Consider the following 23,061-nt stretch of genomic DNA (forward strand, 5'->3'; position numbering starts at 1 on the left):
GCCTCCACCCTGCTCGCGGTCGGCAAGGCCGCCGCGCCGATCGGCCCGCAGGTCGGCCAGCATGCGGCCGCCGCACCCAGCCTGTTCGGTGCGGTGCTGGCGCTGCTGGCGGTGCTGGCGCTGGTGATCGGCCTGGGCTGGCTGCTCAAGCGCATGCCTGGCAGCGGCTTCCGCCCGGCCGAAGGCATGAAGCTGGTAGCCAGCCTCAGTGTCGGCGCCAAGGAGCGCGTGGTGGTGGTGGAGGTCAATGGCCAGCAACTGCTGCTGGGCGTCACCGCCGGCGGCATCAATACCCTGCATACCCTGCCCGAGCCGCTGCCGCCACCGGCACCGGTGCGCGTGCCGGACTTCAAGAAACTGCCGAATTTCGCCCAGCTGCTGCAGCAGCGGCTGCGCAAGGATCCCTGACATGCGTGTCACCCGTACCCGACTTGCCACCCTGATGCCGTGGCTGCTGTTGCTTGCCCTGTGCCTGTTGCCGGCGCTGGCGTTGGCCGCGCCCGGCGCGCCGGCCACCCCTCTGCCGGACGTCAACGTCGGCAAGATCGGCGGTGCACCGGTCAGCCTGCCGCTGCAGACCCTGCTGCTGATGACCGCGATCACGCTGATCCCGTCGATGCTGCTGGTGCTGACCTCGTTCACCCGCATCATCATCGTGCTGGGCCTGCTGCGCCAGGCGCTGGGCACCGGCCAGACGCCGTCCAACCAGGTGCTGCTGGGCCTGGCCCTGTTCCTCACCGCAATGGTGATGATGCCGACCTGGGACAAGGCGTGGAGCGCGGGCATGGCGCCCTACCTCAACGGCGACATCGACTTCCAGACCGCATGGACGCTGACCACGCAGCCACTGCGCGGCTTCATGCTGGCACAGATCCGCGAGACCGACCTGATGACCTTTGCCGGCATCGCCGGGCATGGCACCTACGCCAGCCCCGACGCGATCCCGTTCCCGGTGCTGGTCGCTTCGTTCGTCACCAGTGAACTGAAGACCGCCTTCGAGATCGGATTCCTGATCTTCATCCCGTTCGTGATCATCGACCTGGTCGTTGCCAGCGTGCTGATGTCGATGGGCATGATGATGCTGTCGCCGATGCTGGTATCGGCGCCCTTCAAGATCCTGCTGTTCGTGCTGGTCGATGGCTGGGTGCTGACCGTGGGTACGTTGGCGGCGAGCTTCAATCCGGCCTGATATCCCCCGTAACGCGCAGTCGAGCAGGGCTCGACTCTACATGAGCAGATGGAATCCGAATGTCTCCCGAACTTGCCTTGACTGAACTGCGTGGCGGCCTGATCACCGTGTTGTGGGTGGCCGGCCCGCTGCTGCTCACCGTACTGGTGGTGGGCGTGGTGGTTGGTGTCGTGCAGGCCGCGACCCAGCTCAATGAACCGACCATCGCCTTCGTCGCCAAAGCTGCAGCGCTGACCGCGGTGCTGTTCGCACTGGGCAGCCTGCTGATCGGCCACCTGGTTGAATTCACCACGCTGCTGTTCCAGCGAATTCCGCACCTGATCGGCTAGGACACGCGCTTCGATGGACGCCGCCACCCAGATGGCTGCCGACGGCCTTCAGGCCTTCGGCATGATCGGCACCGTACTGTGGACCATGCTGCGCATCGGCGCTGTGGCCATGGCCATGCCCATGGTCGGGACCCGCGCCGTCCCGTCACGGGTGCGCGTGGTGCTGGCTGGCACCCTGGCCATCGCCCTGGCACCGCTGCTGCCCCCGGTGCCGGACTGGACCGGCTTCGACGCCGCCACGGTGCTGACCATCGCGCGCGAGCTGGCCATCGGCGTATCCATCGGCTTCCTGCTGCGGCTTGTGTTCGAAGCCGGTGCGATGGCGGGCGAACTGATCGCGCAGGGCACCGGCCTGGCCTTCGCGCAGATGAGCGACCCGCTGCGCGGTGGTACCTCCGGCGTGATCGGACAGTGGTTCTATCTGCTGTTCGGGCTGCTGTTCTTCACCGCCAACGGCCACCTGGCGCTGATCTCGCTGCTGGTGGACAGCTATCGCGCGCTGCCGATTGGCGCCCCGCTGCCTGATCCCCATGCCTTCTTCAGCATCGCTCCGACCTTCCTGCTGACCGTGCTGCGCGGTGCGCTGACCCTGGCCATCCCGCTGACCGTGGCGATGCTGGCGGTGAACCTGGCCTTCGGTGTCCTGGCGCGAGCCGCCCCTGCGCTGAACCCGATCCAGCTGGGCCTGCCGGTTTCGCTGCTGCTGGGCCTGTTCCTCCTGGCGCTGCTGGCCGGGGAAATGGGGCCGCCGGTACAGCGCCTGTTCGACGCCGCCTTCCAGGCCGCGGACGCGGTCACACGCTGACCCGGTCATCACGTATTGCCGCTTGAAGTCCCCCCCGGTCTGCGCGTTAGAGTGAATGCGCGGCAACCGGGGGGATGCCGCACCTGGCCGGCGCCCGTTCGCGTTGGCCTGCCTCATGCATGCCCCACCGTGGTTTCCGTCGACAGGCAGGTCCGGGAGACTGACGAATGCTGGTAGGCACGTACAACCCGTGGCTGGTGGCGATCTCACTGCTGGTCGCCGTGATGGCGTCGTACACGGCGCTGGCCATGGCAGGACGCACGGTCACCGCCCCGGGCAGGGCAGCCGCCTGGTGGTGGCGCCTGGGGGGCGGATTCGCCATGGGCCTGGGTGTCTGGTCGATGCACTTCATCGGCATGCTGGCCTTCGATCTGCCCATTGCACTGGGCTACGACCTGCCCATCACCCTGCTCTCGCTGGCCCTGGCGATCGCCTCGTCGGTGTTCGCACTGTGGCTGGTCTCACTGCGTACCCTGCCCCATCCTCGATTGGCCGGTGGTGCCCTGCTGATGGGCACCGGCATTGCCGGCATGCACTACGTCGGCATGGCGGCGATGCGCATGCAGCCCGGGATCGACTACGACCCGGGCTGGCTGCTGCTCTCCCTGGTGGTGGCGGTGGCCGCTTCGTGGACCGCGCTGTACGTGGCGTTCCGCCTGCGCGCGCAGCGCACCCGCGTCGGTGACCGGTTGGCGGCCGCCGGCCTGCTCGGCCTGGCCATCGTCGGCATGCACTACACCGGCATGGCCGCCGCGCGTTTCCCGGAAGGCAGCATCTGCGGCGCCGCGGTCGGTGATGGCCTGCAGAGCGAGTGGCTGGCGATGCTGGTGGTGGTGTTGACGGTTGCGATCCTGGCGGTGGTGCTGGTGGTCTCGTGGCTGGACCAGCGTGTGGAGGCGCAGCTGCTGCGGCTTCGCAACTCGATGCTGAGCACCTCGTTGACCGATGCCCAGCAGGAATTGACCCAGGCCGCACTGCACGACCCGCTGACCCGCCTGCCGAACCGCCTGCTGCTGCAGCGGCGCATCGTGCAGGCGCTGGCCGAAGCCGAACAGGGCGGCAGCCGTTTCGCGGTGATGTTCATGGACCTGGACGGATTCAAGCAGGTCAATGATGCCTACGGCCATCAGGCCGGCGACGCACTGCTGGTGGCGGTGGCCGAGCGTACCCGCCAGCTGCTCCGGCCCAACGACATGCTGGCCCGTCTGGGCGGTGACGAATTCGTGCTGGTGGTGCGCATCGAGCACGACGAGGACCTGCCCACCCTCGCCCGGCGCATCCTGCAGGCGGTGGGCAGCGGCCCGTTGCTGCCGGACAACGAACTTCAAGTGACCGCCAGCATCGGCGTGGCGATCTGCCCCGACCACGCTGCCAGCGAGCGCCAGTTGATGGCCTTCGCCGACGCGGCGATGTACCAGGCCAAGGAATCCGGACGCAACGCCTTCGTGCTGTTCGCCGACTGGATGAACGACAGTGCCGAGCAGCAGTTCCGGCTGCTGGCCGACCTGCGCCGTGCGATCGGCAGCGAGCAGCTGTTCCTGCACTATCAGCCAAAGATCCGCGTGGCCACCCAGAAGGTGGCCGGTGCCGAAGCGCTGATCCGCTGGAAACACCCGGAGCACGGACTGATCCCACCGGACCGCTTCATCCGCCTGGCCGAACGCAGCGGCGCGATCAACGAGATCGGTCGCTGGGCACTGGACCAGGCCTGCCAGCAGCTGCGGCGCTGGCGCGACGCCGGGCATGAAGGCTGGTCGATGTCGGTGAACCTGTCGCCGGTGCAGTTCAGTTCGCCACACCTGCTGCAGGATGTGCGTGAAGTGATCGAACGCTATGACATTGCCCCGCGTCACCTGGTGCTGGAAATCACCGAAAGCACGGTCATGCGCGATACCGATACCAGCCTTCGCCTGCTGCAGGCGCTGTCGGCGCTGGGCGTGGGCATCTCCATCGATGATTTCGGAACCGGCTATTCCAGCCTGCTGTACCTGAAGCGGCTGCCCGCCACGGAGATCAAGATCGACCACGCGTTCGTGCGTGACCTGGAACACAGTGCGGAGGACGTGGTGATCGTCTCGGCGATCGTGGCGCTGGGCCATGCCCTGGACATGGACATCGTCGCCGAAGGCGTGGAAACCGCCGCGCAGCGCGCCTACCTGGAGCGCCTGGGCTGCGACTTCCTGCAGGGTTATCTGCTCGGCCGCCCGGTCGACGCGGCGCGCTTCATGCAGCTGCACGACCTGCCCCGGCCGCGGGTGGAACTGGCGCAGAGCCCACCGCCGCAACACCCGCCCGGCTGACACCGGGCCGCGCGCGCCCCATCACGCAACAGTTCCTGCGACACGTTCCTGTAGAGCCGAGCCGACGCTCGGCTGCGCTTCTCGCCTGGACCCAACCGCAGCCGAGCGTGGGCTCGGCCCTACAACACCAGCCGTCGGCAGCAGCACGCCACGCGTGGAACAGTTCTTGCACGCACCTGGGCAACCCCAGCCGCAGTGCCCGTGATGTCCGAGAACGAATCCGCCGGCGAAAAGACCGAACAACCGACCGAAAAACGCCTGCGCGACGCCCGTGAACAGGGCAACCTGCCGCGCTCGCGCGAACTCGGCACCGCCGCCGTGTTCGGCGCCGGTGTGCTGGCGGTGATGGCCATGAGCGGCTCGATCGGCCGTGGCGCCACGGCCTGGATGAAGCAGGCGCTCAGCCCGGAACAGAGCCTGCGGCAGAACCCGAAGGAACTGTTCGGCCACTTCGGCGACCTGCTGTTGCAGTTCCTGCTGGTGATCGCACCGCTGGTGCTGGTCTGCCTGCTGGCCAGCTTCGTCGCCCCGCTGGTGATGGGCGGCCTGCGCTGGTCGCAGAAGGCGTTGCTGCCTGACATCAACCGCATGAACCCGATGAGCGGGCTCAAGCGCCTGTATGGCCCCGAGGCGATTGCCGAGTTCACCAAGTCGCTGCTGCGCGTGGCCTTCGTCGGTGTGGCCGCCGGGCTGGTGGTCTGGACCGGCTTTGACACCCTGCGCGGGCTGATCCACCACCCGCTGGAGACCGCCATCACCGACGGCCTCGGCTTCACCCTGCGCCTGCTGCTGGCCACCGCCGGCGCCATGCTGGTGCTGGCCGCCATCGATGCCCCATACCAGCGCTGGAACTGGATGCGCAAGCTGAAGATGACCCGTGAAGAGCTGCGCCGGGAAATGAAGGAAAGCGAAGGCAGCCCCGAGGTGAAGGGCCGCATCCGCCAGCTGCAGCAGCAGATGGCCAACCGCCGGATGATGGAAGCGGTGCCCACCGCCGACGTGGTGGTGGTCAACCCCACCCATTACGCGGTGGCCCTGAAGTACGAAGGCGGCGCCATGAACGCTCCCACCGTGGTCGCGCTGGGCGTGGACGAGACCGCCCTGCGCATCCGTGAAGTGGCCGACGGCAACAAGGTCGCGATCGTCTCCGCCCCGCCTTTGGCACGCGCCTTGTATCGGGAAGGCCAACTCGGAAAGGAAATTCCCGTGAGACTGTATTCGGCCGTCGCCCAGGTCCTGTCCTACGTCTACCAGCTGCGCGCCTGGCGCACTGGCCCGATGCCGGACGCCCCGCACATCCAGGTGGATGAATTCGGCAAGGGAGGCCGCCCGTGAGCGCCCAGCCCGCCACCGGATTCAACACCCGCCGCGCCCTGGAAATGATCCGCCAGGGCCTTGGCGCGCCGCTGATCGTGCTGGCCCTGCTGGCCATGGTCGTGGTGCCACTGGCCGCGCCTGTCCTCGATGCGCTGTTCACCTTCAACATCGCCATCTCGCTGATGGTGCTGCTGGCGGTGGTCTACGTGAAGCGCCCGCTGGATTTCACCATCTTCCCGATCGTGCTGTTGATCACGACCATGCTGCGGCTGGCGCTGAACGTGGCCTCCACCCGCGTGATCCTGCTCAATGGCCAGAACGGGCACGATGCCGCGGGCAAGGTCATCGCCGCCTTCGGTGAATTCGTGATCGGCGGCAACTACGCGGTCGGCATCGTGGTGTTCGCGATCCTGACCATCATCAACTTCGTGGTCATCACCAAGGGCGCCGGCCGCGTCTCGGAAGTGACCGCGCGCTTCATCCTGGACGCGATGCCCGGCAAGCAGATGGCGATCGACGCCGACCTCAACGCCGGTTTGCTGACGCGTGAAGAAGCCAAGCTGCGCCGCGAGGAAGTCCGCGAGGAAGCCGACTTCTACGGTGCGATGGACGGTGCCAGCAAGTTCATCCGCGGCGACGCCATCGCCGGCATCCTGATCCTGTTCATCAACATGCTCGGCGGCCTGGCCGTGGGCGTGCTGCAGCATGGCATGCCGTTCGGCGAAGCCGCCGCCACCTATACCCTGCTGTCGATCGGTGACGGCCTGGTGGCACAGCTGCCGGCGCTGCTGGTCTCCAGCGCGGTGGCGATGCTGGTCACCCGCGCCTCGCGCTCGCAGGACATGGCCCAGGCCATGACCGGGCAGGTGTTCGGCCAGTACCGGGCGCTGGCGATCACCGCCGGCATCATCGGCCTGGTGGGCCTGGTGCCGGGCATGCCCAACGTCGCTTTCCTGACGCTGGCCTCGATCCTTGGCTTCATCGCCTGGAAGCTGTATCGCAAGACCAAGGCACCGGCTGCCGATGCGACAGGCAGTGGCACCGATGCCGCCGCGCTCACTGCGCTCGGCCGCCCGACCGCCGCGGCCCCCACCGCCGAACTGAGCTGGGACGAACTGCGCCCGGTCGATCCGCTGGGCCTGGAGGTCGGCTATCGGCTGATTCCGCTGGTGGACAGCAACCAGGGCGGCGAACTGATGGCGCGCATCAAGGGCGTGCGCCGCAAGCTGACCCAGGATGTCGGCTTCCTGATTCCCTCGGTGCACATCCGCGACAACCTGGAACTGCCTGCCAACGGCTACCGCGTGCTGGTGCATGGCGTGCCGGTGGCCACCGCCGAGATCCACCCCGACCGCGAGCTGGCCCTGGATCCGGGCAGCGCGCTCGGCGCACTGGAGGGCATTGCCGGCAAGGATCCCGCGTTCGGCCTGGATGCCACCTGGATCCAGCCGCATCAGCGCGCCCAGGCCGAAACGCTGGGCTACACGGTGGTCGACCCGGCCACCGTGGTCGCCACCCATCTGTCGCACCTGATCCGCGAACACGCACCCGAGCTGCTCGGCCATGAGGAAGTGCAGCACCTGCTGGCCAACCTGGCCAAGAGCGCACCCAAGCTCGTCGAAGATCTGACGCCGAAGGCGCTGCCGCTGTCGGCGGTGGTGCGCGTGCTGCAGAACCTGCTGGTCGAGCGCATTCCGATCCGCCAGCTGCGCAAGATCGCCGAGGCACTGGTCGAACATGCGCCCAGCAGCCAGGACCCGGCCGTGCTGACCGCCGCGGTGCGCACCGCACTGGGCCGCTTCATCGTGCAGGAGATCGCCGGAATGTCGGCGGAGCTGCCGGTGTTCACCCTCAACCCGCAATTGGAACGTGTCTTGCAGGAGTCCACGCAGGGCAACGGCGCCGCGCTGGAACCCGGACTCGCTGAGCGACTGCACCAGAGCCTGGCCGAATGTGTCAGCAAGCAGGAAGCCCGCAACGAGCCCGCGGTCGTGCTGGTACCTGGCCCGGTGCGCGCCGCGCTGGCCCGCCTGGTCCGCCACAGCGTTCCGTCGCTGTCGGTCCTGGCCTACAGCGAGGTGCCGGAGGACAAGCGCCTGAAGCTGGTCGGAACGATCAGCTGACGCCCGCCCGCCGATGCGCCAGAAAACAGACACCACTTTCGAACCAACGCAACTGACAGACACCAAGGGGAACCCGCACCGTGCAGACCACCGACCACCCGAGTTCCCCGACCGCCACCCCGCCGTCTTCGCCCCGTGACCACAGCATGAAAATCAAACGATTCGTCGCCGCCGACATGCGCTCGGCCATGAACCTGGTGCGCAAGGAACATGGTCCTGACGCCGTGATCCTGTCCAACCGCCGGATCGAGGAAGGCATCGAGATCGTCGCCGCCGCCAACTACGACGAGAGCGCGGTGCAGCGTGCGCTGGAAGCCTCGCGCCGTGACGTCGCACCGCCGCCGGCACCCAAGCCGCGCACCGCCGCCGACGCGGTGATCGCCGCCGTCACCCGCCGCCGCAGCAGCACCCCGGCACCGGAACCGATTGCCGCGACCACCTCGGCGGTGGCCGCCCTCGCCCGTGCAGCAGTGGGCGCTACCGGCCGCACCCTGGACAGCGCCGACGAGATCGTGCCGACCCGCGGCAGCACCGGCTTCGCCGCCACGCTGGCACGCGCCGCCGTCAATGAGCCGGCGCTGCCGGACCAGATCTTCGCCCCGTTCGCCGAAGCCATCGTCGCACCGGCACCCGCCAGCGCCACGCCGGCCAACCGCGCCCGCTTCCAGATCGACCCGCCGCACGAGGCGCATCACGAAAGCGCGGCCCCGGCCGTGCAGCCGCCGCCGCTGCCGACCGCAGCCCTGGCCGAAACGCGGCCGGAGGTCGCCGCAAGCGAACCGGCGCTGGCCGATGCCACCGTCGAAACCGCGCCGACGCCGACGCTCGCCCCAGCCCCGGTCCTGACCGTGGTCGCCCAGGACGACGCCGAGATCCGCCAGCTGCGCCAGGAAGTGGCCGGCATGCGCCAGGTGATCGAGCGCGAAATGAACCGCTTCACCGACGAGCGCCTGCGCGGCTGCCCGGTGCGCGCCACCGCGCTGGACCTGATGGACGAGTACGGCTTCGATGCTGGCCTGGCCCGCGACGTCGCCATGCAGATTCCGCTGGAGACCGAGGCGCACCGAGGCCGCGGCCTGATGCTGGGGCTGATCTCGCGCAAGCTGCCGATCGCCCCGGTCGACCCGCTGGAGGAAGGCGGCGTGATCGCGCTGGTAGGCCCGACCGGCGCCGGCAAGACCACCACCATCGCCAAGCTGGCCTCGCGCTTCGCCGAGAAGCACGCGCCGCGTGACGTCGCCCTGGTCACCACCGACACCACCCGCATCGGCGCCCGCGAGCAGCTGTATGGCTATGGCAGGCAGCTCGGCATCGCCGTCCACGAGGCCAACAGCGGCACCGACCTGGACCAGCTGCTGGAACGCCTGAAGGACTACAAGCTGGTACTGATCGACACCGCCGGGCTGGGCCCGCGCGACCGCGCGCTGGCCGCCCAGCTGCAGTGGCTGCGCGCCGCCCGCCAGGTGCGCACCCTGCTGGTGCTGCCGGCCAACACCAGCTTCGGCGACATGGACGAGGTGGTCCGCCGCTTCGGTGCCGCCAACCTGCAGGGCCTGGTGCTGAGCAAGCTGGACGAAACCGGCCGCTTCGGCAACGCCCTGTCGGTGGCCGTGGACCATGCCCTGCCGATCACCTGGGTGACCGATGGCCAGGACGTTCCGGACGACCTGCACCGGGCAAGTGCGGCCAATCTCGTACTTCGCCTTGAAGATTTGCGCCGAGCGGCCGATATGCCCTGCAACCCGGAGTTGAACCATGCCGTCGCGTGAGTACGCCAAGCTGACCAAGACCTTCCCGCTGTCGGCCACCCGCAGCGAGCCGCTCGGCCCTGTGCGCACCATCGCCGTGACCGGCGGCAAGGGCGGCGTGGGCAAGACCAACGTGTCGGCCAACCTGGCCGTGGCGCTGGCCGGCATGGGCAAGCGCACGCTGCTGCTGGACGCCGACCTCGGCCTGGCCAACATCGACGTGATCCTGGGCTTGAACCCCACCTTTACGCTGGCCGACCTGGTGGCCGGCCGCTGCTCGCTGGACGATGTCATCGTCGAAGGCCCGAACGGCGTGCTGGTGGTCCCGGCCGCGTCCGGCCGCCGGCACATGGCCGAGCTGGCCCCGGCCGAGCACGTCGGCCTGGTCAACGTGTTCTCCGAGCTGGAGCGCGAGCTGGACATCATGGTGGTGGACACCGCCGCGGGCATCACCGACGGCGTGCTGACCTTCTGCCAGGCCGCGCAGGACACCGTGGTCGTGGTCTGTGACGAGCCGGCTTCAATCACCGACGCCTACGCGCTGATCAAGGTGCTCTCGCGTGAACGGGGCGTGGACCGCATCCAGGTGGTGGCCAACATGGTGCGCGACCCCAATGAGGGCCGCGTGCTGTACGAGAAGCTGACCCGCGTCTGCGAGAAGTTCCTCGCCGATGTCTCGCTGAACTACCTGGGCTGCGTGCCGCAGGATGACTGGCTGCGCCTGTCGGTGCAGCGCCAGCAGCCGGTGGTGAAGGCCTACCCGTCCAGCCCGTCCGCACTGGCGATTACCGAGATCGCGCGCCGCACGGCCCGCTGGCAGGCGCCGACCGAACCACGCGGCGGCGTCGAGTTCTTCCTCGAACGCATCCTCAAGCAGCGCGGGGTGGCGGCATGAAGGGCGCGGCCCAGTACAGGGAAGTCCAGCGCTCGGCGGCCAACGACGTCATCGCCCAGCACTCGGACCTGGTGCGGCGCATCGCCCACCATCTGGCCGCGCGCCTGCCGGCCAGCGTCGAAGTCGACGACCTGATCCAGGCTGGCATGATGGGCCTGATCGAGGCTTCGCGCAGCTACGACGCCGACCAGGGCGCCTCGTTCGAGACCTATGCCTCGATCCGTATCCGTGGCTCGATGATCGACGAGATCCGCCGTGGCGACTGGGTGCCGCGCTCGGTGCACCGCCGTGCACGCGATGCTGCGGCCACCATCCGCCGCCTGGAACAGAGCAGCGGCCGCGCCGCCAGCGCCACCGAAGTGGCCGCCGCGATGGAGATGCCACTGCCCGAATACCTGCGCCTGATGGAAGACGCCGCGCGTGGCCAGGTGCTGAGCCTGGAGTCGCGCATTGAGGACCAGGGCGAGCTGGACACGGTCGCACAGGGTGGCCCGACCCCGCAGCAGGTGCTGGAGCGCAGCGAGTTCGGCCGCGAGCTGGGCAAGGCCATCGGCCATCTGCCCGAGCGCGAACAGCTGGTGCTCTCGCTCTACTACGAGCAGGAACTCAACCTGAAGGAGATCGGCGCGGTGCTAGGCGTAAGCGAGTCGCGGGTCTGCCAGATCCACGGCCAGGCCGTGCTGCGCCTGCGCGGCCGGCTGAAGGTATTCGAGGCCGTCGACGCCGGCCTCGAAGAATGAACATCCCCGAGGCAGCTGCCCCCGGCCGCCCGGAATGAACAACAAAGGAACTCTGCTTTGAACAAGAACATGCGCATCCTGATCGTCGACGACTTCTCGACCATGCGTCGCATCGTCAAGAACCTGCTGGGCGATCTGGGCTTCACCAACACCGCCGAAGCCGAGGACGGGCATGCCGCGCTGTCGCTGCTGCAGAGCCAGCCGTTCGATTTCGTGGTCACCGACTGGAACATGCCGGTAATGACCGGCATCGAGCTGCTCAAGGCGATTCGTGCCGACGCCAAGCTGAAGACCCTGCCGGTGCTGATGGTCACCGCCGAAGCCAAGCGCGAGCAGATCATCGAAGCGGCCCAGAACGGCGTGAACGGCTACATCATCAAGCCGTTCACCGCGCAGACGCTGGAAGAGAAGCTCGGCAAGATCTTCGAACGCCTGGCGGCCAGTGCCTGATGGATACCACGGTCGACAGGAATGCCCTCGCCCTGCGCCTGCAGGAAGCACTGGACGCACTGGAGTCCGGTGACGAAACCGCCTGGCGGCAACGCATCGACGGACTGGTCGCGCTGCGCACGCAGCCGATGATGAGCGGCCTCTCGCGGCTGGCCCGCGAGCTCGGGCAGGCCCTGGGTGAACTGCCGACCGTGCCCAGCGAGGCCGGCGAACTGGACGATGCCTGCGCACGCCTGGACCACGTGGTGGCGATGACCGAACAGGCGACGCACCGCACCCTGGACCTGGCCGAGGAATGCCGCAGCCTGACCGAACAGCTGCGCGCCGAAGGCCTGCAGCCCGGCCAGGATGCACAGCTCGAGCGCATCCGCCACAACCTCACCGAGATCGCCCTGACCCAGAGCTACCAGGACCTGACGGGGCAGATCATCCGTCGCGTGGTCGGCATCGTCCGCCGTGTGCATGAGGGCTTCGGCGCGCTCGGCCTGCCGCCGGAACAGCATCGCACCGATCCGGAACTGGCCGGGCCGGCACTGAAGGGACTGGACCGCCACGCGGTCTCGCAGAACGACGCCGACGACCTGCTGTCGGACCTGGGGCTGTAAGCATGAGCGCGGTATCCGACGACATCACTGCCGATTTCATCATCGAGGCGCAGGAAATCCTGGATCGCCTGGGCGAACAGCTGGTGTCGCTGGAGCAGGCACCACAGGACACCGAGCAGCTCAACGCGGTGTTCCGGGGCTACCACACGCTCAAGGGCGGCGCCGGCTTCCTCGGCGTCACCGCCATGGTCGAGTTGTGCCACGCCGCCGAAGAAGCGCTGGGCATCGCGCGCGCGGGCCAGGCCGTGCTGCAGGCCCATCACTTCGATGCCGCCCAGCAATCGCTGGACTACCTGCAAGCGATGCTGGATGCAGTTTCCTCCGGCACCGAGCCGGGCTATGCGCCGCCGGAGCTGATCGCCCAGTTCGACATGCACGGAGGCGCCACCGCGCCGGCCGCCCCGACCGCCGTAGCGGCGGCCGGTAGCGGCGACCTGATCACCGACGACGAATTCGAGGCCCTGCTCGACCAGCTGCACGGTGGTAACGCGCCGACTGCGGTCGCGCCGGCAAAGAAGGCTGACGACGGCCTGATCAGCGAAGACGAGTTCGAAGCCCTGCTCGACCAGCTGCACGGTGGCGCCGCACCCGGCGCCAAGCCCATCGCTGCGGTAGCGCCCGCACCGATCGCGGCACCACGCCCACTGGCCGCACCGGCCGCACCGGCAACTGCAGCGGCGACCAAGCCGGCCGCCAAGCCGCTGGCCGAGGCCGAACACACCGTGCGCGTGGACACCAAGCGCCTGGACGCGATCGTCAATCTGATCGGCGAACTGGTGCTGTCACGCAACCGGCTCAAGACCCTGCGTGCGCGCCTGCGCGACGAGGAACTGGACCGCGCCGTGTCCACCCTGGACATCGCCACCGCGCGCCTGCAGTCGGCGGTGATGCGTACCCGCATGCAGCCGGTAGGCAAGGTCTTCTCGCGCTTCCCCAAGGTCGCCCGAGACGTTGCCCGCTCGCTGAAGAAGGAAGTGGACCTGGAGCTGATCGGCGCCGAGACCGAGCTCGACCGCAACCTGGTCGAAGCGCTGGCCGACCCGCTGGTGCACCTGGTCCGCAACGCCATCGACCATGGCGTGGAAATGCCCGACCTGCGCGAAGCACAGGGCAAGCCGCGGATGGGCCATGTGCGGTTGTCGGCGCAGCAGGAAGGTGACTACGTCAGCATCGAGGTGCAGGACGATGGCGCCGGCATCGACCCGGAAAAGCTGCGCGCGAAGGCACGCGAGAAGGGCCTGATCGATCCGGAGGCCGCCGCCCGCCTGAGCAGCGAGGAGTGCCTGCACCTGGTATTCCTGCCCGGCTTCTCGACCAAGCAGCAGGTCACGGATATCTCCGGCCGCGGCGTTGGCATGGACGTGGTGCAGTCGCGCATCCGCGAACTGAGTGGCCAGATCCAGATCCAGTCGGAGCTGGGCCGCGGCAGCCGCTTCCTGATCCGCGTGCCGCTCACCCTGGCGATCCTGCCGACCCTGCTGGTGCAGGCCGGCGAAGACGTCTATGCGCTGCCGCTGGCGCGCGTGATGGAAGTGCTGCACGCACCGCGCACCTCGCTGGGCTGGTTCGATGGCCGCGCCGTGCTCGACCGCCGTTCGCACACGCTGCCACTGGTCGATCTGCGCCAGTGGCTGGATGTGACGCCCGCCGCGTCGACACTGCTGACGATCGTGGTGCTGCAGGCCGGCGAAGCGCGCTTCGGCCTGGTCGTGGACCAGGTCCGTGGGCGCGAGGAAGTGGTCATCAAGCCACTGCCGAAAGCCCTGCGCGGCCTGCGCGGTTACGCCGGTGCAACCCTGATCGGCGATGGTCGCATGGCGCTGATCCTGGATGTGGACGGCCTGCGCAGCCCGCACGACTGACCCGCTTGCTGAACCCGTAAAACCGTGAAGTCGCACCAGTAGCCTGTACCGGTGTCTCAAGTCCCATTCATACAAGCCGATACCGGATCCATGGATAGACTCAGCCTCATTGGACTCTTTCTCGCCCTGGCCTCGCTGGTCGGCGGCAGCATCCTCAAGGGCGCCGGCCTGGCGTCGCTGTGGTCGCCTGCGGCGTTTGTGATCGTCATCGTCGGCACCGTCGCCGCGATCCTGCTGCACACCTCGCCGGCGGTGTTCAAGCACGCGTTCAGCATCGTGCGCTGGGTCGTGCGTCCACCGCACAGCGACCGCCGCGAGCTGATCCAGCAGATCGTCGAGTGGAGCAACATCGCCCGCCGCCAGGGCCTGCTGGGCCTGGAATCGCAGGTGGAAGCACAGCAGGACCCGTTCCTGCGCAAGGGCCTGCAGCTGCTGGTGGACGGCGTCGAGCCCGAATCCATGCGGCACATGCTGGAAATCGAACTGGGCAGCCAGGAGCACCAGGACCAGGCCGGCGCCAAGGTGTTCGAGGCGATGGGCATCTATGCACCGACGCTCGGCATCATCGGTGCCGTGCTGGGCCTGATCGCGGTGATGAAGAACCTGGCCGACCCGAGCAAGCTCGGCCACGGCATCGCCGCCGCGTTCACCGCCACCATCTACGGCATCGCTTCGGCCAACCTGCTGTTCCTGCCGATCGCCGCCAAGCTCAAGAGTGTGATCTCGCACAACACGCGCGACCGCGAGATGGTCATCGAAGGCCTGATCTCGATCGCCCAGGGCGAGAACCCGCGCAACATCGAAACCAACCTCTCCGGCTTCCTGCACTGACATGGCCCGCCGCAAGCACCACGAAGAGCACGCCAACCACGAAGCATGGGCGATCCCCTATGCCGACCTGATGACGCTGCTGCTCGCCTTCTTCGTGGTCATGTATGCAATCTCCTCGGTGAACGAGGGCAAGTACCGGATCATGGCCGACGCGCTGACCGATGCCTTCGGTGGCGCACCGCGCACCATCAACCCGGTGCAGGTGGGCAACAAGCAGGTGCAGGGCGGCGGCTGGGACAGCCCCTCGGTGATCAAGTCCGGCACCAAGATCGGTCCCTCCGCGCCGGCGCCCTCGCACGACCCGACCCTGCTGCCGTCGATGGCCTCGCAGATGCGCATGCCGGTGTCAGTGCACAACCAGGAGCAGATCGCCCGTGCCGAGCGCCAGCTCAACACGATTGCCGATCGCCTCACCGCCGCACTGGCGCCGCTGATCGACCGCGGCATGATCAGCGTGCGCCGCACCGAACTGTGGATCGAAGTCGAGATCAACAGCGACATCCTGTTCCCCACCGGCTCGGCCGCGCTGGACGTGCATGCGCGGCAGACCCTGGCCAGCCTGGCCGAGGTGCTGCGCGACGTGCCCAACAGCGTGCGCGTGGAAGGCCACACCGACAACGTGCCGATCGCCACCGCCACTTTCCCGTCGAACTGGGAACTGTCGGCCGGGCGCGCAGCCAGCGTAGTGCACCTGTTCGCCGACCAGGGCGTGCAGCCGTCGCGGCTGGCGATGGTCGGCTATGGCCAGTTCCGCCCGCGCGAAGAGAACGACAGCGCGCAGGGTCGCAACCGCAACCGCCGGGTGATGGTCATCATCCTGGCCGACACGTCGCACTCGGTGGATCCGCTCGGCCAACGCCTGAACGCAGCCACCGGCGCCACCGACAGCACCGTCACCGAACAGGCCGACGCAACTCCGGCCAGCGCCCCCACCTCCCCCATCGCACCGGTGAAGTTGCCGCCGGTGCCGGCTGGCAGCCGCGTCGGCGCCGCCGTTCCCCCGGCAATGAAGGAGTAATCCGATGCGCATCTGGGCAGTCGCCAACCAGAAGGGCGGAGTCGGCAAGACCACCACCACCCTCGCCCTCGGCCGCGGCCTGGCCGCGCTCGGCCATCGCGTGCTGCTGATCGACCTCGATCCGCATGCCTCGCTCAGCCGCGCCTTCGGCGTGCCGGTGGACCCGCCGCCGGCCGGCGTACTGGAGCTGTTCGGCACACCGCCGGCGGACCTGTCCAGCCTGTGCCATGCCAGCAACATCCAGGGCCTGGACTACGTCTGCGCACAGTCGGCGCTGGCCACGCTGGAACGCCGCAGCGCCAACCAGCCCGGCCTCGGCCTGGCCCTGCAGAACGCGCTGGCGCGCCATCAGGGCCAGCACGACTACATCCTGCTGGACTGCGCACCGACCCTCGGCCTGCTGATGATCAACGCACTGGCCGCAGCGGACCGTCTCATCATTCCGACCCAGGCCGAGCCACTGGCCCTGCACGGCCTGGATGGCATGGTCCGCACCGGCGAGATGGTCGAGCGCTCGCGCCGCCGCTCGCTGCCGATCTCGATCCTGCCGACCCTGTTCGACCGACGCACCCGCGCCGGCAACGAGTCGCTGCGCACCATGCAGGACCGCCATGGCAGCCGCGTGTGGGAAGACGCCATTCCGATCGATACCCGCATCAGCAACGCCGCCGGGCTGACCCTGCCGAGCGCCGGCGAGGACTACCCGGGCCGTGGCCTGGCCGCCTACCGGCGCGCCTTGAACTGGATCCTCGGCGAGGATGCCCGCGCCCTGGAGCAGGCCGCATGAACAGCACCGGCATCCTCGACGATTACCTGGACGAACTGCTGGGCGAAGCGATGGTCGCGCCGCCGCCTGCCGTGCTGCCGCACGCAGGCGCCGGGCAAGGCCCGGCGATCGAAGCAGTCGCCGAACGCGAACCGACCTGGGACGACCTGCCGGCCGAAGTGATCTACGAAGCCGAAACCATCGCCGCCACGCCGAGCGGGGACAGCGCTGCGCTGGAAGCCGCCTTTGAGAGCGCCGCACCACCCACGCGCGAACCCACCTGGGATGACCTGCCCGCCGAGGTGATCTACGAAACAGAATCCGTCGCCGCCGCGCAAAGCCGGGACGACGCAGCACTGGAAGCGGCCTTCGAGAGCGCTGCCGCTTCCGGTAGCGCTGGGCAGGGTCCGGCGGGAGAAGCGGTTTCCGAACGCGAGCCGACCTGGGATGACCTGCCTGAGGAAGTCATCCACGAAACCGCGCCGGCACCCGCCGTCGTTGCAAACGCCGGTCCGGAACCTACCTGGGACGACCTGCCGGACGAGGTGATCTACGAGACCGATCCGGCCGACAGCCATCGCCTCGCCCACACCGACAGCCCCGGCCTGCAGGCCGCGTTCGAAGCGGCCGCCGGTGGCGAAGACGTAGCCACGCCACCGCCCGCCGTGGTCGCAGCTCCGGTGGCCCCGACGGTTGCACCTGCAGCCCCGGCCGCGCGCACCGCCACTCCGCCGCCGCGCGCCGCCGTCGATGCCCCGGCAGGCAACCGTCCCGGCACCTGGCAGGAGCTGCAGGCGCAGGCCCACCAACCGGCTCGCAGCCCGCATCCGCAGAACCGACGCGCCGGCGAACGCACTTCGCGCTGGCTGCGCCTTCGTTGCGGCACCCAGGCCTATGCGCTGGAACTGCTGAAGGTGCAGGAAGTGGTGCTGCCGGTGCCGCTGCTGCCACTGCGTGGCACTGCAGCGGCCATGCTCGGCATCATGAACCTGCGCGGCCAGGTGGTACCGGTGATGGATCTGGGCCTGCACCTTGGCGCCGCGGCCGCCGAAGACGACGCACAGACCCGCATCGTGGTCCTGGAGGAGGACGGCGAGACCATCGGCCTGCGCGTGTCAGCGGTCGAAGATGTCGCCAACCTCACCGATTCGCAGATCGAACCGCCCGATACCGCGCGCATCTGCCAGATCTCAAACGACCTGTTCCGCGGCGTGGCCCGGGTCAGCCAGCGGCCGATGATCCTGCTCGACGCCACCCGACTGTTGAGCTGAGCCGCCAAGAAAAAGGGGACGGAGGGGATTAAGTCGCGACTGACCCGGCGCTTTGCGCCGAAGGGGTGCCTGTCGGGGACGCAAGGAGTTGATCCGTTGGATCAACACCTTACGTCCCCACTGCGCGGTCGCCGTTGCCGAGGGAGCTGCAGTAGAGCCAGGTCGATTGCGACTTAATTCCCTCCGTCCCCTTTTAAGCAGCGACCGCATCGACGTACCGCGTCGATTCTTCTAAAGAACCCCACCGGGGTGCCGTTATGGATCACGGAACCGTTTGTCCGGAGCAACGATGAGCACTGTCGAACTGGGTGGGGATCTCGGCATCGAGAGCACTACCGAGCTCAAGAACCGCCTCGCCCCACTCGTGGACCAGGCTGGCGAGCTGACCCTGGATGCCAGCCAGGTCGCCCGCATCCACACGGCCGCCGTGCAGGTGCTGTGTGCGTTCGTGCAGGCCCGCCGCGAGGCAGGCCTGGGCACCGGCTTCCACGGTTGCACTGCAACCTTCAGTGACGCCGCGCGCCTGCTGGGCGTCACCCAGGCCCTGGGCCTGGACGTAACCCATGACAACCTGAAATCTGTGGAGAACGCTGCATGAGCGCACGTATCTTGGTGGTGGACGATTCGGCGTCGATGCGCCAGATGGTGTCCTTCGCCCTCACCTCGGCCGGTTTTGCCGTCGAAGAAGCTGAAGACGGCGCGGTCGCGCTCGGTCGTGCCAAGGGCCAGCGCTTCAATGCGGTGGTGACCGACGTCAACATGCCGAACATGGACGGCATCGCGCTGATCCGCGAACTGCGCCAGCTGCCGGACTACAAGTTCACCCCGCTGCTGATGCTGACCACCGAATCGGCCGCCGACAAGAAGTCCGAAGGCAAGGCCGCCGGTGCCACCGGCTGGCTGGTCAAGCCGTTCAATCCCGAACAGCTGGTCGCCACCGTGCAGAAAGTGCTGGGCTGATCGCCCGGCGCCGCTCCCCCTCTTCGCTTCCGGATCACCACTGCCATGAGCATGGACCTGCAACGCTTCCACGCCACCTTCTTCGAGGAGAGCCGCGAAGGCCTCGATGCGATGGAGGCTGGCCTGCTGGCCCTGGAATCGGGGCAGCAGGACGCGGAGATCATCAATTCGGTGTTCCGCGCCGCCCACTCGATCAAGGGCGGCGCCGGCACCTTCGGCTTCGACGCGATCGCCGGCCTGACCCACGTGCTGGAAACGCTGCTCGATGAGCTGCGCGCCGGCAAGCGGGCCCTGGAAGGCCACGCCGTCGACGCCATGCTGTCCTCGGTGGACGTGCTGCGCGCCCTGCTGCGCGAAGCCGAACACGGCCAGGCTGCCGATCCGGCTGCAGTCGCTGCGGTGAAGGCGCGCCTGGAAGCGGTTCTTTCCGGCCAGGCCGCAGCGAGCGCCCCGTCGGCCGCCGCAGCCAAGGTGGACGATACGCCGGAAGCCTGGCAGATCGGTTTCACTCCGGCGCCGTCGCTGTTCATGAGCGGCAACGATCCGCTTCGCATCATCCGCGAACTGGAACACCTCGGTTCGCTGCAGGTCGCCGCGCGCATGGAGCGCCTGCCGGGCTTCGCCCAGCTTGATCCGCTCGAAGCGCATCTTGCGTGGGACCTGGGCCTGGTTGGCAAGGTGCCGCGCAGCAAGATCGAAGACACCTTCGCCTGGGTGCTGGACGATTGCGAGCTGGACATCCGTCCCGCCGCGCCGCCGAGCCTGGCCACCCAGGCGCCGGCCGCAGCGGCTCCCGCTCCGGTCGCAGCGGCCCCGTCTGCACCTGCCACGCCTGCTGCCAACGGTGGTGCCAGCCAGGAAGCGGAAACCTCGATCCGCGTCAGCGTCGACAAGGTCGATGCGCTGATCAACCTGGTTGGCGAACTGGTCATCACCCAGGCCATGCTCAAGCAGGTCTCGCACGCACTGGACCCGGTCCACGCCGAGAGCCTGTTCGCTGGCCTGGACCAGCTTGAACGCAACACCCGCGACCTGCAGGAAGCGGTGATCGGCGTGCGCATGCTGCCCGTCGATGCGGTGTTCCGCCGCTTCCCGCGCCTGGTTCGTGACCTGTCCAGCCGCCTCGGCAAACAGGTGCGCCTGCGCACCGTCGGCGAAGGCACCGAACTGGACAAGGGTCTGATCGAAAAGATCGCCGATCCGCTGGTGCACCTGGTGCGCAACTCGATCGACCACGGCCTGGAAATGCCCGACGTCCGCCGCGGTGCAGGCAAGGACGAGACCGGCACGATCACGCTGGCAGCTTCGCATCAGGGCGGCCATATCGTCATCGAAGTCAGCGACGACGGTCGCGGCCTGGACCGCGCCAAGATCCTGGCCAAGGCTCACGAACGCGGCCTGGCCGTGCCGGACAACCCGACCGATTCGCAGGTCTGGGACCTGATCTTCCAACCCGGCTTCTCCACGGCCGATGCGGTCACCGACCTGTCCGGGCGTGGCGTCGGCATGGACGTGGTCCGCCGTAACATCCAGGCACTGGGCGGCGAGGTGCAGATCGAAAGCAGCCTCGGTACCGGCACCCGCACGCTGATCCGCCTGCCGCTGACCCTGGCCATCCTCGATGGCATGACGGTGGCCGTGGCCGGCGAAACCCTGATCCTGCCGCTTGCCTACGTGCTTGAGGCATTGCAGCCGCAGCCCGAGGATATCCGCAGCATGGCCGGCGAAGGCCGCGTGCTGCGCGTGCGCGGCGAGTACCTGCCGATCCTGTCGTTGAGCGAGTACTACGGCTACGGCAACCGCGCACCGGGCAGCGAATCGCTGGTGGTGGTGGTGGAAGGCGATGGCCAGAAAATCGCGCTGGAAGTGGACGAACTGGTCGGCCAGCAGCAGGTGGTGGTGAAGAACATCGAGAACAACTACCGCCGTATCGGCGGGGTGTCCGGTGCCACCATCCTTGGCGACGGCCGCGTCGCGTTGATCGTCGACATCGGCGGACTGGTGCGCTCGCTGCGGATGCCGCAGGCCGCCTGATCCACGCCGCATGCGGGTCATGGACCGCCGCCCTTCGGGGCGGCGGTTTTGTTTGTGTGCTCCATTCCAGCCGGGGTCAGATCCCTTTTCAGGGAAAAGGGATCTGGCCCCATCCCTTCTGTGAACTCCGTCGAGGCGATGGTTTCGCGCGCAACCACGTCATCCGAGCGCAAGCCCCGCCAGACCAGCACTTTCGCGCCGTCATCCCTACGCAACCGAATGTGATCTGCGTCCATAAAGTCCGCGCGGACGGCGCCGTTATTTCGCTTTGACGGTCGTCACCGAACCCCACCGGGCACCCCCGTTCGCTCTGCAACCACCCCCAAACCGGCGCACAGACGCCGGCACTCTGCCCACCTGGAGCACCCTGCATGAAGTGGTTCCAAGATCTGCCCATCGCCCGCAAGCTGGCCGTGGGGTTCACCCTCACCACCCTGATGACCCTGATCCTCGGCGCCTTCGCACTGCTGCGCCTGAGCGAGGCCAACGCGCAGTTGCGCGACATGGCTGGCAACGATATCCCCTCGGTCCAGCATCTGGGCGAGGCACGCTCGCAGCTGGGCGAGTTCCGCACCTACGAACTGGCCCAGCTGAGCATGCTCGACCAGCCGGACAAGGTCGCCGACTACAACAAGCGCATGGACGACACCGCCAAGGCCGTGCATGACGAGTTGGCGGCGTACGCGGCGCTGCCGGCGCTGGACAAGGAGCGTGAACTGTATCGCGCGGCCAGCGCGCAGCTGGATCGCTACTTCGCCGCAAACAAGGCGATGCGCGACGCCGTGGCCGCCGGTGATGGCGCACAGGCCCAGCAGATCTCCGACGAGCAGTCGCGCCCGGCGCGTCGCGACCTCTTCGCTGCAATGAAGGCACTGGGAACCCACATCGCCGGCCAGATGGACGGCAAGATTGCCGACGCCAACGCCACCCACCGCACCAGCATGATTGCCATCATCGGCTGCATCGTGCTGCTGTCGCTGGTCGCTGCCGCGCTGGCCATCGTCATCTCGCGGGCAGTGACCGGCCCACTCGGCAAGGCCGTGCATGCCATCCAGGCCGTTGCCCGCGGTGATCTCAGCGTCAGCACCCAGGCCACCAGCAACGATGAAGCCGGCAGGATGCTCGCTGCCACCGCCGAGATGACGGCGATGCTGCGACGCTTCAGCGAGCAGACACAGCTGATGGCACAGATGCACGCTGGCCCGGACATCAGCCATCGCATCCCGGAAGATTTCCCGGGTGTCTACGGCCAGCTGGCCAACGGCATCAACACGGTGATCTTCGAACACCTCGATGCGATCGTCGATGCCATTGAAGTACTCAACCAGTACGCCATCGGCAATCTGAACCCGGATGCACGCCGCCTGCCCGGCAGCCGCGCGATCCTGCACGAATCCATGGACGCGGCCAAGACCAGCCTGCTGGCCATCAATTCGCAGATCCAGCACCTGGCTGCGGCGGCCGCCGCCGGTGACTTCAGCCAGCGCGGCGACGCACAGCGGTTCCAGCACGACTTCAAGCTGATGATCGAGCACCTCAACACCATGATGCAGGTGGCTGACGGCAACCTGGGCCAGCTCTCGCAGCTGCTGCAGTCGATCGCCACCGGCGACCTGACCGCGCGCATGGAAGGCCAGTTCAATGGCGTGTTCGCCCGCATGCGTGATGATGCCAACACCACGGTCGCGCAGCTGACCCAGATCGTCGGCCAGATCCAGGCCAGCGCCTCCAGCATCACCCTGGCCGCCGGCGAGATCGCCTCGGGCAACAGCGACCTGTCGCGCCGTACCGAGCAGCAGGCCGCCAACCTGGAGGAAA

Annotated in this window: 21 protein-coding genes; all 21 read left to right on the forward strand. The window is 68.0% G+C overall.

Translation table 11 applies throughout. From position 1 onward, the window contains the following. Positions 1–9 precede the first annotated feature (9 nt). Positions 10–408, forward strand: a complete 399-nt coding sequence (fliO, locus tag AC5P7S_RS15130; RefSeq protein WP_170944932.1) for a flagellar biosynthetic protein FliO — start codon at positions 10–12, stop codon at positions 406–408. A 1-nt stretch (position 409) separates the two neighbouring features. After that, positions 410–1,189 carry a flagellar type III secretion system pore protein FliP gene (gene fliP / locus AC5P7S_RS15135; protein ID WP_095377981.1) on the forward strand — a complete coding sequence of 260 codons (780 nt, stop codon included), beginning with the start codon at positions 410–412 and terminating at the stop codon, positions 1,187–1,189. A 59-nt stretch (positions 1,190–1,248) separates the two neighbouring features. After that, positions 1,249–1,518 (forward strand): flagellar biosynthetic protein FliQ, encoded by a 270-nt coding sequence (locus AC5P7S_RS15140; protein ID WP_005413254.1) that lies wholly within the window; start codon positions 1,249–1,251, stop codon positions 1,516–1,518. 13 nt (positions 1,519–1,531) lie between these two features. After that, positions 1,532–2,323, forward strand: coding sequence for a flagellar biosynthetic protein FliR (fliR, locus tag AC5P7S_RS15145; RefSeq protein ID WP_049460577.1), 792 nt, complete (start codon positions 1,532–1,534; stop codon positions 2,321–2,323). A 167-nt stretch (positions 2,324–2,490) separates the two neighbouring features. Continuing rightward, positions 2,491–4,623 (forward strand): putative bifunctional diguanylate cyclase/phosphodiesterase, encoded by a 2,133-nt coding sequence (locus AC5P7S_RS15150; protein ID WP_095377980.1) that lies wholly within the window; start codon positions 2,491–2,493, stop codon positions 4,621–4,623. Between the two features lie 204 nt (positions 4,624–4,827). Continuing rightward, entirely contained in the window at positions 4,828–5,958 is a 1,131-nt protein-coding gene (flhB, locus tag AC5P7S_RS15155; protein ID WP_095377979.1) for a flagellar biosynthesis protein FlhB, read from the forward strand. After that, positions 5,955–8,063 carry a flagellar biosynthesis protein FlhA gene (flhA, locus tag AC5P7S_RS15160; RefSeq protein WP_095377978.1) on the forward strand — a complete coding sequence of 703 codons (2,109 nt, stop codon included), beginning with the start codon at positions 5,955–5,957 and terminating at the stop codon, positions 8,061–8,063. The genes flhB and flhA overlap by 4 nt, the downstream gene beginning before the upstream one ends. Positions 8,064–8,209: 146 nt before the next feature. Beyond that, positions 8,210–9,832, forward strand: a complete 1,623-nt coding sequence (gene flhF, locus AC5P7S_RS15165; protein WP_095377977.1) for a flagellar biosynthesis GTPase FlhF — start codon at positions 8,210–8,212, stop codon at positions 9,830–9,832. Further along, on the forward strand, positions 9,819–10,706 hold the full coding sequence (locus AC5P7S_RS15170; RefSeq protein WP_005416424.1) for a MinD/ParA family ATP-binding protein: 888 nt from the start codon (positions 9,819–9,821) through the stop codon (positions 10,704–10,706). The genes flhF and AC5P7S_RS15170 overlap by 14 nt, the downstream gene beginning before the upstream one ends. Continuing rightward, on the forward strand, positions 10,703–11,446 hold the full coding sequence (locus AC5P7S_RS15175; protein ID WP_053498623.1) for an RNA polymerase sigma factor FliA: 744 nt from the start codon (positions 10,703–10,705) through the stop codon (positions 11,444–11,446). Before AC5P7S_RS15170 ends, AC5P7S_RS15175 begins: the two co-directional genes overlap by 4 nt. A 57-nt stretch (positions 11,447–11,503) precedes the next feature. Next, a complete protein-coding gene (cheY, locus tag AC5P7S_RS15180; RefSeq protein ID WP_005413247.1) occupies positions 11,504–11,896 on the forward strand; it encodes a chemotaxis response regulator CheY in 393 nt (130 codons plus the stop codon). Further along, positions 11,896–12,501, forward strand: a complete 606-nt coding sequence (locus AC5P7S_RS15185) for a protein phosphatase CheZ (RefSeq protein WP_005416422.1) — start codon at positions 11,896–11,898, stop codon at positions 12,499–12,501. Before cheY ends, AC5P7S_RS15185 begins: the two co-directional genes overlap by 1 nt. A 2-nt stretch (positions 12,502–12,503) precedes the next feature. After that, positions 12,504–14,363: a chemotaxis protein CheA gene (locus tag AC5P7S_RS15190; RefSeq protein ID WP_088497672.1), complete on the forward strand. Its 1,860-nt coding sequence runs from the start codon at positions 12,504–12,506 to the stop codon at positions 14,361–14,363. Between the two features lie 90 nt (positions 14,364–14,453). Continuing rightward, positions 14,454–15,194: a flagellar motor protein gene (locus AC5P7S_RS15195; RefSeq protein ID WP_049413360.1), complete on the forward strand. Its 741-nt coding sequence runs from the start codon at positions 14,454–14,456 to the stop codon at positions 15,192–15,194. A gap of 1 nt (position 15,195) precedes the next feature. Next, positions 15,196–16,212, forward strand: coding sequence for a flagellar motor protein MotD (motD, locus tag AC5P7S_RS15200; protein ID WP_065178540.1), 1,017 nt, complete (start codon positions 15,196–15,198; stop codon positions 16,210–16,212). A gap of 4 nt (positions 16,213–16,216) precedes the next feature. Continuing rightward, positions 16,217–16,999 carry a ParA family protein gene (locus tag AC5P7S_RS15205; RefSeq protein WP_095377976.1) on the forward strand — a complete coding sequence of 261 codons (783 nt, stop codon included), beginning with the start codon at positions 16,217–16,219 and terminating at the stop codon, positions 16,997–16,999. Then, on the forward strand, positions 16,996–18,249 hold the full coding sequence (locus AC5P7S_RS15210) for a chemotaxis protein CheW (protein WP_095377975.1): 1,254 nt from the start codon (positions 16,996–16,998) through the stop codon (positions 18,247–18,249). The genes AC5P7S_RS15205 and AC5P7S_RS15210 overlap by 4 nt, the downstream gene beginning before the upstream one ends. 289 nt (positions 18,250–18,538) lie before the next feature. After that, positions 18,539–18,847 (forward strand): STAS domain-containing protein, encoded by a 309-nt coding sequence (locus AC5P7S_RS15215; RefSeq protein WP_065184917.1) that lies wholly within the window; start codon positions 18,539–18,541, stop codon positions 18,845–18,847. Further along, positions 18,844–19,209 (forward strand): response regulator, encoded by a 366-nt coding sequence (locus AC5P7S_RS15220; RefSeq protein ID WP_005409521.1) that lies wholly within the window; start codon positions 18,844–18,846, stop codon positions 19,207–19,209. The genes AC5P7S_RS15215 and AC5P7S_RS15220 overlap by 4 nt, the downstream gene beginning before the upstream one ends. Positions 19,210–19,254: 45 nt before the next feature. Further along, the gene (locus AC5P7S_RS15225; RefSeq protein WP_005416415.1) at positions 19,255–21,243 is read left to right on the forward strand and encodes a chemotaxis protein CheA; all 1,989 of its coding nucleotides are present in this window, start codon (positions 19,255–19,257) and stop codon (positions 21,241–21,243) included. A 371-nt stretch (positions 21,244–21,614) separates the two neighbouring features. Further along, positions 21,615–23,061, forward strand: a 1,447-nt coding sequence (locus AC5P7S_RS15230) for an MCP four helix bundle domain-containing protein (protein ID WP_495213640.1), incomplete at its 3' end; no start/stop codon positions are given.

The organism is Stenotrophomonas sp. YJH_SMC_32 (assembly GCF_059369975.1).